General features: G+C 72.2%; 14 protein-coding genes. 7 read left to right on the top strand and 7 right to left on the bottom strand.

The genetic code is table 11. The annotated features are described in order from the left end of the window. The first annotated feature begins 18 nt into the window (after window positions 1–18). Window positions 19–1,743: an RICIN domain-containing protein gene (locus ACGFSH_RS32620; protein WP_393354912.1), complete on the top strand. Its 1,725-nt coding sequence runs from the start codon at window positions 19–21 to the stop codon at window positions 1,741–1,743. Window positions 1,744–1,769: 26 nt separating this feature from the next. On the opposite strand, the gene ACGFSH_RS32625 is transcribed toward ACGFSH_RS32620, so the two are convergent. Next, window positions 1,770–3,356 carry an amidohydrolase family protein gene (locus tag ACGFSH_RS32625; RefSeq protein ID WP_393354866.1) on the bottom strand — a complete coding sequence of 529 codons (1,587 nt, stop codon included), beginning with the start codon at window positions 3,354–3,356 and terminating at the stop codon, window positions 1,770–1,772. 171 nt (window positions 3,357–3,527) lie between these two features. Then, window positions 3,528–4,289 carry a DeoR/GlpR family DNA-binding transcription regulator gene (locus tag ACGFSH_RS32630; RefSeq protein WP_393354868.1) on the bottom strand — a complete coding sequence of 254 codons (762 nt, stop codon included), beginning with the start codon at window positions 4,287–4,289 and terminating at the stop codon, window positions 3,528–3,530. An 89-nt stretch (window positions 4,290–4,378) separates the two neighbouring features. Between ACGFSH_RS32630 and ACGFSH_RS32635 the strand changes: the two genes are divergently transcribed. Then, window positions 4,379–5,587, top strand: a complete 1,209-nt coding sequence (locus ACGFSH_RS32635) for an MFS transporter (protein ID WP_393354870.1) — start codon at window positions 4,379–4,381, stop codon at window positions 5,585–5,587. Between the two features lie 112 nt (window positions 5,588–5,699). Here the strand turns inward: ACGFSH_RS32635 and uvrA are convergent, their stop codons facing one another. Both uvrA and ACGFSH_RS32645 read right to left on the bottom strand, forming a co-directional pair. Continuing rightward, the gene (uvrA, locus tag ACGFSH_RS32640) at window positions 5,700–8,162 is read right to left on the bottom strand and encodes an excinuclease ABC subunit UvrA (RefSeq protein WP_393354872.1); all 2,463 of its coding nucleotides are present in this window, start codon (window positions 8,160–8,162) and stop codon (window positions 5,700–5,702) included. A 210-nt stretch (window positions 8,163–8,372) separates the two neighbouring features. Beyond that, complete coding sequence (locus ACGFSH_RS32645) at window positions 8,373–8,915, bottom strand: MOSC domain-containing protein (protein ID WP_393354874.1); 543 nt, start codon at window positions 8,913–8,915, stop codon at window positions 8,373–8,375. A 150-nt stretch (window positions 8,916–9,065) separates the two neighbouring features. Between ACGFSH_RS32645 and ACGFSH_RS32650 the strand changes: the two genes are divergently transcribed. Both ACGFSH_RS32650 and ACGFSH_RS32655 read left to right on the top strand, forming a co-directional pair. Further along, the gene (locus ACGFSH_RS32650; protein WP_393354876.1) at window positions 9,066–9,344 is read left to right on the top strand and encodes a hypothetical protein; all 279 of its coding nucleotides are present in this window, start codon (window positions 9,066–9,068) and stop codon (window positions 9,342–9,344) included. A 321-nt stretch (window positions 9,345–9,665) separates the two neighbouring features. After that, window positions 9,666–10,247, top strand: coding sequence for a DUF3291 domain-containing protein (locus ACGFSH_RS32655; protein WP_393354878.1), 582 nt, complete (start codon window positions 9,666–9,668; stop codon window positions 10,245–10,247). A gap of 65 nt (window positions 10,248–10,312) precedes the next feature. Here ACGFSH_RS32655 and ACGFSH_RS32660 read toward each other — a convergent pair whose 3' ends face one another. From ACGFSH_RS32660 to ACGFSH_RS32670, 3 genes are all read right to left on the bottom strand, one after another. Then, entirely contained in the window at window positions 10,313–10,444 is a 132-nt protein-coding gene (locus ACGFSH_RS32660; RefSeq protein WP_393354880.1) for a hypothetical protein, read from the bottom strand. Window positions 10,445–10,468: 24 nt separating this feature from the next. Then, window positions 10,469–11,365 (bottom strand): aminoglycoside phosphotransferase family protein, encoded by an 897-nt coding sequence (locus ACGFSH_RS32665; RefSeq protein ID WP_393354882.1) that lies wholly within the window; start codon window positions 11,363–11,365, stop codon window positions 10,469–10,471. Window positions 11,366–11,447: 82 nt separating this feature from the next. Continuing rightward, entirely contained in the window at window positions 11,448–12,539 is a 1,092-nt protein-coding gene (locus ACGFSH_RS32670; protein WP_393354884.1) for an alpha/beta hydrolase family protein, read from the bottom strand. A gap of 105 nt (window positions 12,540–12,644) precedes the next feature. Here ACGFSH_RS32670 and ACGFSH_RS32675 point away from each other — a divergent pair, with 105 nt between their 5' ends. The 3 genes from ACGFSH_RS32675 (at window position 12,645) to ACGFSH_RS32685 (ending at window position 18,062) form a co-directional block, all read left to right on the top strand. After that, complete coding sequence (locus ACGFSH_RS32675) at window positions 12,645–13,286, top strand: GNAT family N-acetyltransferase (protein WP_393354886.1); 642 nt, start codon at window positions 12,645–12,647, stop codon at window positions 13,284–13,286. 35 nt (window positions 13,287–13,321) lie between these two features. Further along, entirely contained in the window at window positions 13,322–14,197 is an 876-nt protein-coding gene (locus ACGFSH_RS32680; RefSeq protein WP_393354914.1) for a PaaX family transcriptional regulator C-terminal domain-containing protein, read from the top strand. A gap of 1,099 nt (window positions 14,198–15,296) precedes the next feature. Beyond that, entirely contained in the window at window positions 15,297–18,062 is a 2,766-nt protein-coding gene (locus tag ACGFSH_RS32685; protein WP_393354888.1) for an AAA family ATPase, read from the top strand. Window positions 18,063–18,087: the final 25 nt, after the last annotated feature.

Consider the following 18,087-nt stretch of genomic DNA (forward strand, 5'->3'; position numbering starts at 1 on the left):
GCCCTGCTGGCCGGTTCCATGGCCGGCGCGCAGGCGTACAACCCCACGGGCGGGACCGTGTACCGGCTGGGCGGTGAACCGTGCCTGAAGGGGCGGGGCAACTGCGCGGTCTATCCGAAGTCGGCCCAGCTCCCGAGCGGGCGGCTGGTCGCCGCGTTCGAGAAGTCGACGGTCGTGGCGTCGTCGGGCAGCGCGGCCGGGCAGACCCTCCCCGTCTACAAGAGCGACGACGACGGGACGAGCTGGCAGCCGCTGTCGGAGGTGAAGGCGCCGGCCTACCTCTCCAAGGACCCCGCATACGCCAGGTACACGAGCAACTGGACCAACCCGTACCTGTACGTCCTGCCTCAGAAGGTCGGCGGCCTGAAGGCCGGCACGCTGCTGCTGGCGAGTGTCGTCTCCGGTGACGACGCCTACTACAAGGAGCACAAGGCCGCCGACCCGAACTGGACCCCGTCCAACGACGGGGACCGCAGCGACCTGGCCATCGCCCTGTACTCCAGCACGGACGACGGCAGGAGCTGGAAGGTCGTCAACGTGGTGGCGACCGCCGGCTGGCAGGGCGGCAGCGCGGGCGCGGTCGGGCAGAACATCGCAGCCGCCAACGAGAACCGTCAGGTGGACCCCCTCTGGGAGCCGTACCTGATGGTCTACAAGGGCAAGCTGGTCTGCTACTACTCCGACGAGAACGACTACACCGGCTTCGACCCGGTCACCGGCGTGCCCAGGAAGGACCCGGCCAACGACTCGCACGGCCAGATCCTCGTACACCGGACCTGGGACGGAAAGAGCAGCGGCTGGAGCGACCCCGTCGTCGACGTCTCCGGGTCCGTCCAGGACGTGGGCGGCGGCAAGACCGAGATCGGCGGCGGCCGGCCGGGCATGACCAACGTCGTCCCCACGGCCGACGGCCGGTGGATGCTCACCTTCGAGTACTGGGGCGGCGGAGCCGACACCCGCTACGTCGTCGCCGACGACCCGCTGACGTTCTTCAAGGGCAGCCAGACGGGCATGTCGGTCGGATCGCTGCCGGTCGTCGCCGGGTCCCGTCCCCTCACGGGCGGCGGCAGTCCGGTGCTGATCGCGCTGCCCGACGGGCGCCTGGTCTACAACGCGGCCGGCAGCGGCAGCGTCTGGGTGGACGACAGCGGACGCGGCGACGGCGTGTGGACGGAGTACCAGACGACGTCCCCGGCCGGCTACAGCCGCAACCTCCAGTACGTCGACGGCACCGGCCGCGTCGCGATCCTCAACAACCAGGGCACGTCCACGATCGCCTTCGCGGAGGTCGACCTCGGCGACTCGGCCGGCGACTACTTCCGGCTGGTCAACCGCAGGACCGGCCAGGTGATCGGCACCGGCAACAAGAGCAATGACGCCAACCTCGGCAACGGGAACACGCCGGACGTGGTCCTGGAGGACGCCGGTGCGGCGGCCGACCCCGACACCCAGCAGTGGCACGTGGTGACCGAGCCGAACGGGGGGACGACCCTGCTGAACAGGTCGGGCGGTCGCGCCGCCGCGATCTGGACGGGCGCCGCCACGGCCGGGCAGCGCATCGGCCAGTGGGTCGACGACAGCGCGACGGGCAGCTGGACCCTGGTCAAGGGCTCCGACGGCTACTACAGGCTCCAGGCCGTCAAGAACACGAGCCTGTATCTGACCGGCGCGACCGCGGGGGCGCCGCTCACCTTGCAGAGCGCGGCAACGGACGGCTCGCAGGACTGGAAGCTCGTCCGGTAGCCCGTGCCCCCCGGGGGCGGGGGTCGTCAGGGGTGTCCGCCGCAGCCGCATCCCCGCAGGGCCGCCCCCGCCTCGGGCGGCGGGGTCTGTGCGGCGGCCGCCTCCACGGCCGCGAGCAGCCGGTGGCGTTCCTGGGGCGGGATCCACCTGCCGTCGACGACGACGCCGTGGATGCGGCGGGTGTTGCGGATGTCGTGCAGCGGGTCGGCGTCGAGGACGAGCAGATCGGCGGCGTGTCCGCGGGCCACGGTGCCGACGGCGGGCAGCCCGAGGGTGCGGGCCGCGTCCCGCGTGGCCGCGCGCAGGGCCTCGGCCGGGGTGAGGCCTGCCGCCACGAGCAGGGCCAGTTCGTCGTGGAGGGCGAAGCCCGGGACGAGGTAGCCCGTGCCGGTGTCGGTGCCCGCGTCCAGCCGCACGCCCGCGCCGTGCAACTCGCCGACCAGCCGCAGCCGGTGGGCGAAGATCCGGTGGATCCGCTCTTGCTGCCCGGGGGTGCGTCCGCCCGTCAGGGCCGCGAGTTGGTCGGGCCAGCTCTCCACCTGCCAGGCGGGGAGGTACTTCCACTCCTCGGCCCGGGAGGGCACGGCGTCGGGCAGTTCGAGTGTGCGGTGCACGCTGAGCGTGGGGACGACGGCGGTCCCGTGGGCGGCCAGAGTCCGGAACAGGGCGTCCGCTCGGTCCCGGTCGTAGCCCTGCACCGCCCGCCATTCGAGGGGGTGCACCTGCTGGAACCAGCTGTGGTAGCGGGACAGGCTGCTGGGGTCGCGCGGGTCGATGCGCACGGCGGCCAGGCCGCGCCGAATCTCCTCCTCGTGGCGCGAGGTCGCCAGGAGCAGTGCGTGCAGGTGCTCGACGCTGCGGTGGCCGCAGGCGCTCGCCTCGGCGATCCCGACGGTGTCGGGGCAGTGCCCGAGGTGGGGGATGCCCTGGCGCCGGGCCTCGTCCGCGATGGCGAAGTAGGCCTCGCGGGACAGCCGGGAGTACACCTTGACGAAGTCCGCGCCCTCGCGCTTGACCCGCCGTACGGCACGCCGGGCCTCGGCCGCGTCGCGTACCTCGACGGTGGGGCCCACGTCGGCCGCCCACAGAGAGGGCGCGCCGTCGACGATGGGGCTGCCGACCACCCAGCGGGGGCCGAGCAGTGCTCCCCTGCGGATCTTCTCGCGCCACTCGTGGTGGACCGGCTCGCCCCTCATCTCCCGGACGGTGGTGACGCCGGCGAGGGCGTACAGGGGCGGGACCACCGCCTCCGGGCCGTCGCTGTGGGTGTGCGCCTCGATCAGTCCCGGGATCAGGTACTTGCCGGTCAGGTCGACCGTGCGGGTGCCCGGGCGGAGCCGGGTGCGGGCGCTCGGGGCGACCGCTGTGACACGGCCGCCCTCGACGACGACCGTCATGCCGGGGGCCGGGGGTGCTCCCGATCCGTCGATCACGGTGACGTGGGTGAACGCCAGGGGGCCGCTGCCGGCGTCGTTCGCGGGCGCCGCCGCGGCCGCGTGTGCCGGGCCGGCGGGGGCCGTGCCCGTCAGCGCCGCGCCCGTCACCGCGGCGGCCCCGGTCAGGAACCCCCTGCGGACCATTCCGCGACGTGCCCCGCCTGGTGCTTCGGACATGTTGCTCCCCCTCCTGCTGCCGCGTCCGCCGGCGGTGTCCCGCCGGCCCTCACGACTCTGGCGCACACGCCGGGAAAGGACAGTGCGGCCAGACGGTGTGCGTGGGGGTGGTGCTGGGACCACCGGGCTGCCGCCGCCTCCGCGCGGTCGTGCAGGCGTACGGGCGCGGTGTCACACGGTGCGGACGACGGTGCCGCCGTCTTCGATCGCGGTGACCTCCTCGGCGGACGCGGTGGCGTCCGTGACGAGGGTGTGCACGAGGGCGGCGGGGCCGACGTGGGCGTAGGCGGTGTGGCCGAGTTTGCTGCCGTCGGCGGCGGCGACGATCCGGCGGGAGGAGGCGATGGCGGCCTTCTTCACGGCGGCGTCGTCGAGGTCGTAGGCGGTCAGGCCGTCCGCCGCGGTCAGCCCGCAGCAGCCGATGACGGCGGTGTCGAAGCGCAGGGCCGCCAGGGAGGCGAGGGTGAGCGGCCCGGTGAGGGCCCCTTCGGCGGCGCGGGGCTGCCCGCCGGGCACGACCAGGGTGGCCGGTCCGGGCGTCTCGCCGAGCAGGTGGATGGCCTGGAGGGACAGGGGCATCACGGTGACGGGCCGCTCGCGCAGGAGGCGGGCGACCTCCAGACAGGTGGTGCCGCTGTCCAGCAGGACGCTCTCGCCGTCGGCGATCAGTGCGCAGACGGCGGCGGCGATCCTGCGTTTGACGTCGGTCCCCTCGCGGGCGCGCAGCGCGAAGGGGGGCTCCTCGCCGCGGAGCAGCAGGGTGCGCGCGCCGCCGCGGACGCGTTCGAGGACGCCCTGGGCGGCGAGGGCGTCGAGGTCGCGCCGGATCGTCATCTCCGAGGCGCCGGTCAACTCGGCCAGTTCCTGGACGGTGGCGCCTCCGGCGTCCCTGACGACCTTCGCGATCAGCCCGTGCCGGTCTGCGTTGCTCATACCGCGATTGAACACCACCAGACAACGAACACTCATCATGTTCGCAAGCTTGGGTTTAAAACATTCTTTATGTTCGTTACGGTGGGAGCATGGAACGTTCCCTGCGAGCCGCCCGCGCGGCGACCTACGTCTACTTCGTCCTCAACGGCACCCTGCTGGGCACCTGGGTGGTGCACATCCCCGCCGTCGAGGACCGCGTGGGCGTCAGCCACGCCACCCTCGGCGGTCTGCTGGTGGTACTCGGACTCGGGGCCCTGGTGGGCATGCAGGTCGCGGGTCCCCTGACCGATCGCCTCGGCGCCCGCACCGTGGTGCCCGCCGGCGGCGTCCTGTGCGGGGCGGCCCTGATCCTGCCCGGCCTCGCCCACGGACCGTGGACGCTGGCCGCCGCGCTCCTGGTCTTCGGGCTGTGCAACGGCTGCCTGGACGTGAGCATGAACGCCCACGCCGTACACGTGGAGAAGGCCTACGGCCGCCCCGTCATGTCCGGCTTCCACGCCACGTTCTCCGTCGGCGGCGTCCTCGCCGCTCTCGCGGGAGCGGGCGCGGCGAGCGCAAGGCTGAACCCGGTCCTGACCATGGCCGCCACGGCAGCGCTGGGTGTGGCGGTCGCCCTGACCGCGGCACGCTCCTTGCTGCCGTCCGCGCCCGCCGCCGAGAGCCCGGACCCCGCGTCCGGGGGCGGGACGTCACCGGCCGCCGAGGTCGCCGGCGGCACGGGCCGGGTCTGGCTGCTGGCGGTCCTGGCACTGATGGTGATGCTGTGCGAAGGCGCCGCCAACGACTGGAGCGCCCTGCACATGGAGGACATTCTGGGCGCGTCCGCCGGCACGGCCGCCTTCGCGTACGGCACCTTCGCCGCGGCCATGACCGTCGGCCGGCTGCTCGCCGACCGTGTCGCCGCCCGGTTCGGCTCCCTGGCGATCCTGCGGTACGGCGCGGCCATGGCCGCCGCCGGCATCACCCTGGTGATCTTCATCCCGTGGACGCCTGCGGTGTTCGCCGGCTGGGCGCTGTTCGGCCTGGGCCTGTCCGGGTGCGTCCCGCAGCTGTTCAGCGCGGCCGGACACACGGACCCGTCCGCCGCCGGGACCAACGTCTCCCGCGTCGCCGGACTCGGCTACGTCGGCATGCTCGCGGGCCCCGCCGTGATCGGCTGGCTGACCCGCGTCGTCGCCCTCGACCGCGCCTTCGCCCTGCTGACGGTGCTGTGCGTGACCACCGCCGTGGGCGCCCGCGTCCTGCGCCCGGCGCCCGACCGCGCCCGCCGGCGCGAGACGGCGGCCGGAACCCGCTGACCGCCTGTGCGGCACGGTCCCCGACAACCGTGCCGCACAGGCTGCCCTCTCCCCCGGTCACGAGGGCCGGGGCCGGGGGCGGCCCCATGGACGCCGTCGCCTCGCGCCGTCGTCAGGAGCGGGCGAGGCGGGTCGCGAGGTAGGGCGCGGTGGCGCTGCGGCGGGCCTTCGCCACCTTGGCCGGCGGGCCCGCGGCGATCACCCGCCCGCCCGCGTCGCCGCCGCCGGGGCCGAGGTCGACGACCCAGTCGGCGGTGGCGATCGTGTCCAGGTCGTGCTCCACGAGGACGACGGTGTTGCCGGCGTCGACGAGCCGGTGCAGTTGCCGCAGCAGCAGCGCGATGTCCGAGGGGTGCAGTCCCGCCGTCGGCTCGTCGAGCAGGTAGAGGGCGTGCCCGCGGCGGGCCCGCTGGAGTTCGGTGGCCAGTTTGATGCGTTGCGCCTCCCCGCCGCTGAGTTCCGTCGCGGGCTGGCCCAGCCGCAGGTACCCCAGGCCCACCTCCCGCAAGGTCTCCAGGCTGCGGGAGGCGGCCGGGAGGTCCGACAGGAACTCGGCGGCGGCGCCGACGGACAGCGCCAGCACGTCCGCGATGTTCTTACCGCGGTGGGTGACTTCCAGCGTCTCGGCGTTGTACCGGGCGCCTTCGCAGGTCGGGCACGGCGCGTAGGTGCCGGGCAGGAACAGCAGTTCCACCGCGACGAATCCCTCGCCCTGGCAGGTCTCGCACCGCCCTTCGGGCACGTTGAAGGAGAACCGCCCGGCCGGGTAGCCGCGCCTGCGGGCCTCGTCCGTCGCCGCGTACAGCCTGCGGACCGCGTCGAACATGCCCGTGTACGTGGCCAGGTTGGACCGGGGCGTGCGGCCGATGGGCCGCTGGTCGACCCGGACCAGCCGGTCGAACGACTCGACCCCCGACGCGTCCTGGACGTCGACCTCCAGGTGCGCCTCGTCGGGCTCCTCGGGAACGAGCCCGAGGTGGCCGCGGACGACCTCGGCGAGCACCTGCGTCACCAGTGTGGACTTTCCGGACCCGGAAACGCCCGTGACCGCCGTCAGCACGCACAGCGGCACGTCGACGGACACGTCGTGCAGATTGTGGCGGGAGACGCCGCGCAGGCGCAGCCAGCCCTGCGGTGTGCGCGGGCTGTGGTCGAGCGGCCGGGCGCGCCCGAACAGGTACCGGCTCGTCGCCGAGTCACGGACCCGCTCCAGACCGGCGACCGGGCCGCTGTACAGCACGCGCCCGCCGCCCTCGCCCGCGCCGGGGCCGATGTCGACCACCCAGTCCGCCCGCCGGACGACGTCCATGTCGTGCTCGACGACGAACAGCGAGTTGCCGGCGGCCTTGAGCCGCTCCAGCACGTCCAGCAGCGGCTTCGCGTCGGCCGGGTGCAGGCCCGCGGAGGGTTCGTCGAGGACGTACACGACGCCGAACAGTCCCGAGCGCAGCTGGGTGGCGATCCTGAGGCGTTGCGCCTCGCCGGGTGACAGGGTGGTCGAGCGGCGCCCGAGGCTGAGATATCCGAGGCCCAGGTCGAGCAGGACGTCGATCCGGGCGACCAGATCGCCGCAGATCCGCACCGCGACCTCGGTCGTCTCCCCGGAGCGGGCGCTCGACGTGGCGGCGTCGGCCTCGGGCCGCCCCGCCACGGGCCGCAGGAGTGCCACGACGTCGGTGAGCGGCATCGCGTTGACCTCGGCGATGGAGCGTCCCGCGAAGGTCACGGCGAGCGCCTCGGGACGCAGTCCGCTGCCATGGCACTCGGGGCAGGGCACACTCCTGACGAAGCGGAGCGCCCGCTCGCGCATCTTCTCGCTCTTCGAATCGGCGAGCACGTGCATCACGTGTTTGCGGGCGCTCCAGAACTTGCCCTGGTAGCCGTAGTCGACGCGGTCCTCCTCCGGCTCGATGTACACGGAGGGCTGCTCATCGGTGTACAGCAGCCAGTCCCGGTCCTTCTTCCGGAGCCTGCGCCACGGTCGGTCGATGTCGATCCCCAGGCCGTTCACGACGCTGCGCAGGTTGGCGCCCTGCCAGGCGCCCGGCCAGGCGGCGATCGCCCCCTCGCGGATGCTCAGCGACGGGTCCGGGACGAGCAGGTCCTCGGCGACGTCGTGCACGACGCCCAGTCCGTGGCACTCGGGGCAGGCGCCGGCCGCGGTGTTGGGTGAGAACGACTCGGCCTCCAGCCGTGCGGCCCGCGGCGGGTACGTGCCGGCGCGGGAGTACAGCATGCGCAGCAGATTGGACAACGTGGTGAGGGTGCCGACCGTCGAGCGCGAGCTGGGCGACCCGCGTCGCTGCTGAAGGGCCACGGCGGGCGGCAGTCCGGTGATCTCCTGCACGTGCGGTGCGCCGACCTGTTGCAGCAGCCTTCGGGCGTACGGTGCCACGGACTCGAAATAGCGGCGCTGGGCCTCCGCGTACAGCGTGCCGAACGCGAGCGAGGACTTGCCCGAACCGGAGACGCCGGTGAAGGCGACCATCGCGTCCCGCGGAACGTCGACGTTGCGCAGGTTGTTCTCGCCCGCGCCCCGGACATGCACGAAGGAGTCGCTCGCATCCTTGCTCACCGTTCCTGGGTACCCGATCGCGACGGAATCCGCGCGACAGGCGGGTCCCGTGCACGGCGCGGACGCGCACGGGGGCCCGGACCCGCGCCGCGGCCCCGGACGGGCAGGGACGCACGGCGGGGGCGGTCGGGCCGGCTGCCGGCGCTCCGCCCTCCGGGCGCCGGTCTCCCGCGGCCGGGCGGACTCACGCCGTGGACGGGAAGGAGCCGGTCAGACGCGGTCCAGGGGACGGTGCGGACCCTCGGGAAGTTCCGTTTCGATGGTGTCACCGGGGCGCACCACGCCGCCTTCCCTCACGATGCTCATGATTCCGGCCTTGCGCACGACGTTGCCCGCCTCGTCCCGGCCGACGACCCGCTTCAGCAGCCCCTCCCGGAAGGCGTCGATCTGCAGGCAGGGGTTGCGCAGGCCGGTGACTTCCAGGACCGCGGAGTCGCCGATGCGCAGCAGTGTGCCGACCGGCAGGCCGAGCAGGTCGAGGCCGCGCGTGGTGATGTTCTCCCCGAGTTCGCCGGGCGCCACGGTGAACCCGTCCTCGCCGACCTCGGCGAAGAGTTCCTCGTGGATGAGGTGGACCTGGCGCAGGTTCGGCTGGGTGGGGTCCTGCGCCACGCGCGAGCGGTGCTTGACCGTCACACCGGCGTGCACGTCCCCCTCCACGCCGAGGCCGGCGAGCAGTCTGACGCTGTCCCGGTTCGGCTTGGTGAACGAGTACTCCCGGTTGCTGCTGACCGCCGTCACTGTCCCGCTCATACCTCGGAAACCCCCTTCTTCCCTGATCATGACAACCACGACCGTACCCCGCTCACCGCAACCCCGTGAGGTCCTCGAGGCACCGCCGGAGCCGTCCGCGTCGCTGCGGCGGCCCGCCGCCCTCTCCGGCGGCCCGTCTACCCTTCAGCTGTGACCTGGGACGAAGCCGAGTACGTCGACTACCTGCAATCCGAACGGCGTGCCTACGCATGGGTGATGGAGCATCACGGCGGGCTGACCCCGCAGGAGGCGAGTCAGGCCGCTCTGGAGCACTACCCGTACGAACCGGCCGAGACGTCGTTTCGCGGGCTGGTCTTCCACGACGAGGCATGGCACTGGGCGATGCTGTCCATCCACGGCGCTCAGTACACGGTCGACCGTCCCGAGCTGGCGCATCCGTCCCCCGGCTATCTCGCGCTCGACGACTGACCCACCCCGAGGCGGGGGCCGGCGGCGCGGCGGCGCCGGCGGGCCCCGACCCGGCACGCCGACCGCCGAACGCTGAACCCTTCCCAGTGCAAGGCCACTTGAACGGGGAAAACGCAACTTCGACAGCGCCCGCATGAACAGCTACCTTCACCTGGTCCTCGCCGATCGACAACGATCGCGGCCGAGTTGCTCCAGCCCGCCACTCCGACGCGACGAGCCCGTCAGCCCACCGCCGCTCGCCCGCCGCCGTCACCGTCCTTCGGCCGCCGCGCCGCCCCCGCACCGGTTCCGCGCCGGGAGCCCCCGACCAGGGAGAGACACATGCCCCGTCTTGCGCTGTACACCTTCGGCGTCCTGAAGGCGCCCCTCGCCGACCCCTCTCCCCTCACCCACGAGTTCTACGAAGTGGGCGCGGCCGTCTACGAGCAGATCGGCCGGCATCCCGGATACCTCGCTCACGCCGAAGCGTCAGAGGGCGACCGGGGCACGCTCTTCGACGCGGACTGGGGCGCATGGGGAGAGTTCGCCGTACCCGCCTGGTACGACAAGGGGCGCACCGCGGAAACCACCGCACTGGCCGCCACCCTCTCCCTGTGGACCGACGTGCGCCCCGCCTTCGACGCCGTCTACACCCGCACACACCGTGAGTCGCTCAACAGGCGGCACGACTGGTTCGAGAAAACGGGGCGCCCCGCTTACGTGTCCTGGTGGGTCACCGACGGCGTGACGCCCGTCTGGCGGGACGCGGTCGCCCGGCTGGAGCATCTCCACCGGCACGGCTCCGCACCGCACGCCTTCACCTTCCGCCACCCGTTCGCTCCGGACGGAACACCGACCAGCATCAAGGACACCGGCGACCGGCAGCCGACGTCGGAGACCAGGGAGTGGCGCCTGCCCGCCTGAGGTCACCTCACCCGCCGGAACCGCTCCCCGGCCCGTCCGGCGACCAGCTGCCGCCGACCCGCCCGCTACCCGGGCTCCAGCCCGCCCCCGGGCATCGCCCAGTGGAGGCCGACCTCCTTGTTGTCGTACCGGAACATGAAGACCGCCCCCGACGGGTCCAGGACCGCGACTCTGGCTGCTCGTCTGGCTATCCGCATCGCGCGGAGCCAAGGGAGCGGGCGTCAGAGGCCGTTCAGTACGCGATCAAGCGCGGCCCGGCCCACTGGTCCCCAGTGCGGCTTGCCGCCGGGAAGGCCTCGGTCTCCGTTCTGACCCATGAGCATCAGGAACAGGCTCTTCATCGCGGCCAGTCCTCGGGCGCGGCGGATCGTCGCGTCGTCCGCCCGCTCGTACAGGTCGAAGAACCGTGATGCCGTTCTCGGGGGCAGCAGCAACCACGCGGCGGCGAGGTCCCACGCCGGGTCGCCGGCGAACAGGGCGCCGAAGTCGACGATGCCCGAGAGCGTTCCGTCCGCGACGACGACGTTCGCGGGATGGAGGTCGCCGTGCACCCAGACGGGCGGGCCCTCCCACGCGCCGGCCGCGACGGCCTCGTCCCAGACGACCCGGACGTCGGGGGCGACCTCGTCCGGGACGACGGCACGCAGGAACGTCTCGAAGCCGTCCGCGCAGTCCTTCGGATGGCCACCGCGGTCCGTAGCCGTCGGCGCCTCGGCGGGCGCCTCCTCGTGCAGCGCCCGAAGGAAGCCCGCCAGCGCGCCGGCCGCGTGGTCGCCGCGGCTGATCGACGCGTGATCGAGCGGCTCACCGTGAACCCATGTCATGACGGTCCAGTGCTTGGGGAAGCGCTCGGACGGTTCCCCGCACCGCACCGGCAGCGGCACCGGGAGCGGGAGGCGCGGAGCCAGCTCCGGCAGCCACCGCCGTTCCTTGAACTGGAGTTCCGGGGTGGGGTCCATGCGTTGCATGCGTACGGCCAACTCGTCCCCCAGACGCCACATCTGGTTGCCCCAGCCGCCCGCCACCTCACGGACGGGCTCCCCCGCAAGATCTGGATGCTGCTCACGAAGCAGGCTGCGGACCAGGTCTGCGGTGATCACGATCTCGGCGTCGGTCATGCGACGTGACCCTAGTCATGATGCCGCTGGGGCGGGCGGTGCGGCTTCGCTCTCCGGGACGCCTCCTGCGATGGCGCCGACGTCACCGGTGCGGAAGCGGCGAGCCGACCGTGCCGGCCCGGTCGAGACCGTCGAGGAACCGGCGTTGGTCGTCCAGGAATCCGTCCGCGAAGAGCGAGCGCGGGGCGAAGAGCGCGGTGAGGGTGATCTTCAGGTCCGACTGCTCGACGGACTGCTTGAGCAGCGAGTGCGTCGCCTCCGGGTAATGCCTGACCGCCAGTTCGCCGTCTGCGTCCAGCACCCTGCGGTAGGTGCGTTCCGTGTCGGCGGTGTCCACGTTGACGTCATGGCCCGCGAGGGCCAGGAGCACCGGCACGCCGCGCAGCGCGCGCAGGTCTTGCGTGGCGTCCGCGGTGTAGTTCCTGGAGATGAAGCCCCAGCGGTCGGCGGTCATTCCGCGCGTGTCGCCGCGCACGGCCTTCACGTACTCCTCGAAGGTCGCGTGCCGGTCCAGGAGTTGGCGGGTGGCGTCGCTCCTGGCCACCTCGGCCTTGGTGCGGGCCGCCGACGCGCCCTCGGCGCGCAGTTCGGCCAGGAGGTTGTAGCGGCCCTGCCGGAGCCAGTTGACCGCGGGTGAGACCGCGACGACGAAGCTCACCGGCGTCCTGGCGGCGATCTTCGGCAGGACCCAGCCCGCTTGGCTGGCGCCCCAGAGTCCGATCCGGTCGCCGTCGATGTCCGGGCGGGTGCGCGCCCAGGCGACGGCGGCGGCCGCCTCGTCGGCCCGGTCGTCCATGGACTGGTCGAGCCACTCGCCGGGTGCGCCCGCGACGCCGGGCTTGTCCCAGGACAGGGAGGCGTATCCGGCCTCGGCGTTCGCCTCCCACATGGGTTTGTAGCCGTCGTCGTGGGTGGCGTCGACGGGGCCGTCGCCATGGACGTACACGATCAGGCCGTGACGCTCACGCCCGTCCCGGGGAGTGGCCAGCACCCCGTGGAGGGTGTGACCGCCGTGGCGGATCGTGACTCGCTGCTCGTTCATGTCGTAGGAGTTCTGCCACAGCACCACTCCGACCAGCCCGGCGGCCACGACCAGGACGGTGACTAGTGACCACACGACGACGCCGAGCCCGCGCCGTCGGAACCGGTTCTTGGGACACATGGAATCTGACATGGAAACTATCATCACAGAAACGGTCGTAGAGAAGATGATAGTTTTCAGGTCGAGGGCTGTCGGAGCGACGGCGACGGCGGCGGTGACAGCGACGAGGGGGCACGGATGGGACTGGGGCTGGACATGGCGGATGCGGGCGCGGGGCGGGTGGTGATCCGGCGGGGCGTTCCGGCCGGTGCCGAGCGGCAGGCGGCCGAGCTGTACTGGGCCGCCTTCGGTCGCAAACTGGGCCCCGCTCTGAACCCGCCTGACAAGGCGGTGCCCTTCATCGCCGCCCACCTGAACGCCGATCGCGCGGTGTGCGCACTCCTCGACGGGAGGCTGGTCGGGCTCGCCGGCTACCAGCTCGGCGGCCGGGGCCTCACCGGGGGTTCGGCCTCTGCCGTGCTGCGCGCGTACGGACGGCTCCGGGGACTGCACCGGCTCCTGCTCCTCGCCCTGTTCGAACGCCGCCCCGCTCGCGGGCAGCTCGTCATGGACGGCATCGCCGTGCACGTGGACCTGCGCGGCCGCGGCGTCGGGAGCCTGCTCCTCGCGGAGGTGGCCGAAGTCGCGGCGGAGCGGGACTGCCGGGAGATCAGACTGGACGTGATCGACGTCAATCCGCGCGCCAGGGCCCTCTACGAGCGACGCGGCTTCACCGCCGTGCGCACCGAGCACACTCCCTACCTGCGCGGACTGATGGGATTCGGTGCGGTGACCACCATGCGCCGCCCCGTCGGGGCGAAAGGCACGGGAGCACCGTGAGCGCCGGGACGGAGGCCGTCGAGGTTCCCACCCGCATGCTCGTCCACGCACTGATCCGCGAGGACGGCACGGTCGGCGCCGACGAGCTGTACGCCGTCGCGGGATCCCTGGGCATGAGCGACCAGCAGGTGCGGCTGTGCGTCAAACGCCTGGTCGCCGAAGGCCGGTTCACCCAAGAAGGCCGCGGCCGCAAAGCGCTGCTGCACGCCACCGAGGAGACCGCACACGCCTTGGCCCCCCATCCGGAGTTCCTGCGGCACGCGTTCCGCCAGGACGCCGGACTCGCCCCCTGGGACGGCGTCTGGCACCTGGCGGCCTTCGCGGTGCCCGAGTCCGCGCGCACCGCTCGCGACGTCTTGCGCGAGACGCTCGTCCACCTCGGCGGCGCGCCGCTCCAGGGCGGGCTGTACGTCTGCGCCAACGCGTGGGAACCGCATGTCGAGGACGCCGCCCGCCGCGTCGGCGCCGATGGCGTGCTCACCCTCCTCACCACGACGGACCTGCGCCGGGGCGACGTCCGAGAGCCCGAGGAACTCACCCGCGCCCTGTGGCCCCTGGAGGAGACGGCCGACCGCTACCACCGGCTCGGCCGGATCGCCCGGACCCGGCTCGACCGGCTCACGGGTCCGGCCGGGCTGTCCCCGGCCGCGCTCCTCACCATCGCCGTCGAGCTGGCCGCCGAGCTCACCCGGGCCATGACGCCCGACCCGCTGCTGCCACCCGAGCTGCTGCCCCGGCCCTGGCCCGGCGCCGAGGCCCGGGAACTCGTCGCCCGATGCTGGGCGGCCCTGAACGAACGCGACCCCGGCGAAACCGGCCCGACCCTCTTCCGGGCCTACACCGACATCGCCCGCGAAGCGGCACACCGGTGCGAGTCGGGAACGACGGCCGGCAGCTCAGAAGCCCTTTGACGCGGCCGCGTATCCGCTGCGGTGAAGCGGGCGTTCACTGCGCTCCGGCGGAGGGACGTGAACGGTTGAAGACGGGATTTGCAGCCCGGTGTCGACCAGGCTGAGCATGATGATGAGGAAGAGGGCCTTCCAGCTCACCGCGGACGAGGGAGCCGAGCAGGAGCCCGAAGCCGCCGTAGGCGAGGCCGGCCCCCGCGAGGGCCGGCCCCAGATGGCCTGCGGGGCGCACGGCTCGTGGACTGCCCCGCCCCCGCACCGGCCTGTACACGCGCAACGTCCGCGAAACGGTCAACCCGGTGCTCGACCACGGCTTCGTGGACGCCGTCCGGTCCGGCCGGGTCGAGCCGGTATCGGCCGTCGAGGCGTTCGACGGCCCCGACGTCGTCCTGGCCGACGACGACCCGGCTGCGCCCCGACACGGTCATCGCCCCACGGGGTACCGGTCCGACCCGCGCGACCTGGTCGGCGCCCTGGGAGTGATCGACGAGGCCGGGCAGCCCACCGCCGTGGAGGAACAGAGGCATCACGCGGCACCACGCCTCTACTTCACCGGATACACCGATCCCCTCACGGAGGCCCTTCGCCAGGCCGGAATCGAGGCGCGCGCCATCGCCCGCGCGTTGCGAAGTGAAAGTCCCGGGCGGCCTCCCGCGACCCCCTGCTCGGCGACCCAGCCCCCGGCGCACTCGACCGGGGTCCCGCCTCGAGCTGACGGAGGTTCGGGGGCCGGGCCGCGGGCCTGTCCGGTGAATGGACACGGAACCGTCGCGGATTCGATTACGAGTCGCCTTGCCATCGCATGCGATGCAAGGGCCACGTACTGCCGTCGCCGCAGGCCACCTCGCGCTCCCTCACGCCATCCACCCCGTCCCCGAGGACGGTTTCGCGTTGGCCCCGGGCCCCAAGATTGGGCAAACGTTCGAGAAAGTTGTTGACCACGCTATGTAGCTGCGTACAGGATACGCGGTAGTCACGCGGTAGATCCACTGGCAAATCCCGCGGTATCTGGGAAAACGTGAGCGGCAGGCCGAGTGTGCGCCGGAACCCTTCGTCGAGGGCCCGCGCCACTACGTGAAAGCGAGGTTTCGTGATAAACCTGTTGGGTCACAGCAATGCGAGAACAGAGATCGATCTCCTGCTGGAACGGGTCGCCAAAGGTGTCGGCACCCTGGCCGTGGTGAACGGGCCCACCGGTGTCGGCAAGAGCACCCTCCTGCGGGCCCTGGCCGACCGGAGTCGCGCCGCAGGCGCAACGGTGTTCAGCACCTGCGCGCTGCCGGAGGAGCGCAACGAGCCCTTCTCCGTCGTCCAGCAACTCTTAGCGCAGACTAACCCCGAAACCCCCCTGAACGGGCACGGCGCTCCGGGCCACACCTCGGTCTGGTCGTTCGTCGCGCAGCTGGCGCAGTCCGCCGTCGCCGCCCTCACGAAGCCCGGTCCCGTCGTCCTGGTCGTCGACGACATCCACCACGCCGACCCGCTCTCCATCCGCTGCCTGCGCCTCCTCACGGCGCGCTTCGCGCCGCTCGCCCTTCCCCTCTCGGTATTCGTGTCATGGGACGCGACCGTGGAGGCCACCTCTCCCATTCTCCAGGAGATGCTCTACGAGACCCACGTCTGCAGCGTTTCCCTGGCACTCCTGAATTCCGACGCGGTCGCCCGGATGATCGCCGAGAGGAGCCCTGATCCGATCGCGGTGGAACTGGCGAGTCACTACCACGAACTCACCGGCGGAAATCCCTTGCTGGTATCCGCGCTCATGGAGGACAGCCAGGTAAAGGCCGCCGTAAAAGATAGCGAACTTCCGGGTTCCGATTGCGGCCCGTTCGCGGGTGACGCCTTCCAGAGGGCCGTTCAGGTTTGCCTGCACCGTATGGGCGCTCTGGCCCGCCTCGTCGCGCAGGGAGTGGCGCTGCTCGGGGAGAATTGCGACGAATACCAGCTGAGCGAGTTGTGCGAGGCGCCCCTCGGCCTCATACGCACCGCGCTGCGCCGGCTCCAGGCCAGCGGACTGCTGGTCGGGGGCGCCTTCCGGCACAAGCGGGTCCGGGAGATCGTGCTGAGCACCATCCCGAGCGCCACCATGATCGAGATGCACCACCGTGCCGCCCGCCTGCTGCACGCCCACGGCGCACCGCCCGAGGCCATCGCCTTCCATCTCCTCGCGGCCGGCCCCGTCCAGGACACATGGGGCCTGCCCGTGCTGCGCGACGCGGCACGCCACGCGCTCGCCGCCGGTCAGATGGACCTCGGCATCCGCTGTCTGAAGCTGGCCGACGCCTCCTGCACCGACGACAGGACGCGGTACGAGATCAAGGCCCAACTGGCGGAGATCTGCGCGATGGTCGAACTCGGCGGGGCCCTCGCGCGCTACCAGTCGCTCAAGACCTCGATCCTCACCGGCCTGATGGCCCCGGACACCGCCCTTCCGGTCGCCCAGGCCATGCTGTGGAACGCCCAGGTGCACGACGCCGTCGAGGTCATCGACAGCATCGTGCGGCGTGCCGACGTCGACCGGCCCGACATCTGCGTCGAGATGCAGGTGACCGAACTGCAGATCGCGTCCAGCTTCCCCGGGGTGCAGCGCCCCGCCGGAGCCTCGGCGGCCGCCAGGTCACGGCCGGCGGCCGCGGCCCTGACCGCCGACGCGTCGCCCGCCGTCCGCGCCAGGCTCCAGGCACACCAGTCCCTGCTCTCCGTGCTGACCGGCAACGGCGACGCCTACATCGCGGCCCAGGCCGAGCAGTCGCTGCAGACCGGGAGCCTGTTCGACGCGTCCGTCCGGGCCTGCGTGGTGCCCGCCGTGCTCACGCTCATCTACTCCTCGTCGCTGGACTCCGCGCAACGGACAGCGAATCGTTTTCTAACGAGCGCGGCGGAGAGCGAACTCCCCGGCTGGACCGCTGTGCTGCGGGGCCTGCTCGCCATGATCGCGCTGCGCCGCGGCGAACTCGACGTCGCTGTCGAGCACAGCACGGCGGCACTGGCCCCGACGACGAACCGCTCCCTGGACACCCACGGCTGGCTGGCGCTGGCCACCCTCGCCGAGGCGCACACCTCGATCGGCAACCACGACAAGGCCGCGCAGTGCTTCGCTACCGCGGCCGCTCCCGCACTCTTCCAGACCCGTTCCGGGCTGCACTACCTCTACGCCCGCGGCCGGCACCACCTGGCGGGCGGCCGACCGTACGCGGCCCTCGCCGACTTCCTGACCTGCGGCAAGCAGGCGCAGCAGTGGGACATGGACACACCCGTGCTGGTGCCGTGGCGAGTCGGCGCGGCCGAGGCCTGGCTGTCGCTGGACCAGAAGGAGAAGGCGGCCGGGCTCCTCGAGGCGCAGCTGGCCATGCGCGGCTTCGCCAGCACGCGCTCCCGCGGCATGGCTCTGCGCGCACTGGCCGCCACCCGCGACTTCAAGGAACGTCTGACGATCCTCGACAAGTCCATGCAGCTCCTCCAGGCCGGCGGCGACCGCTACGAGTTGGTGCGCTGCCTCGCCGATCTCAGCTCGGCGCACCGCGCCATCGGCGACAAGGACAAGGCCCGCACCGCGGGTCTCCGGGCGCGCCGGATGGCCAAGGTGTGCAACGCGGACACAATGCCCGAGGCCCTGATGGTGGCCGCCCCGCCGCTGGAGCCGACCGCCGAGTGGCCGGTGAAGATCGAGCACGACTTCGACAAGCTGAGCAAGTCGGAGCAGCGCGTGGCCACGCTGGCCGCACGCGGTCTCACCAACCGGGAGATCGCCCAGGAGCTGTTCGTGACCGTGAGCACCGTCGAGCAGCATCTGACCCGCGTGTACAAGAAGATGAAGGTCCGAAGCCGTGAGGACCTGCCCGTCAAACTGCGGGCCACGGCAGCCTGAACCAGCGCTACGCGCGTCGCACCAC

Source organism: Streptomyces sp. NPDC048481, from assembly GCF_043200075.1.
Lineage (GTDB): Bacteria > Actinomycetota > Actinomycetes > Streptomycetales > Streptomycetaceae > Streptomyces.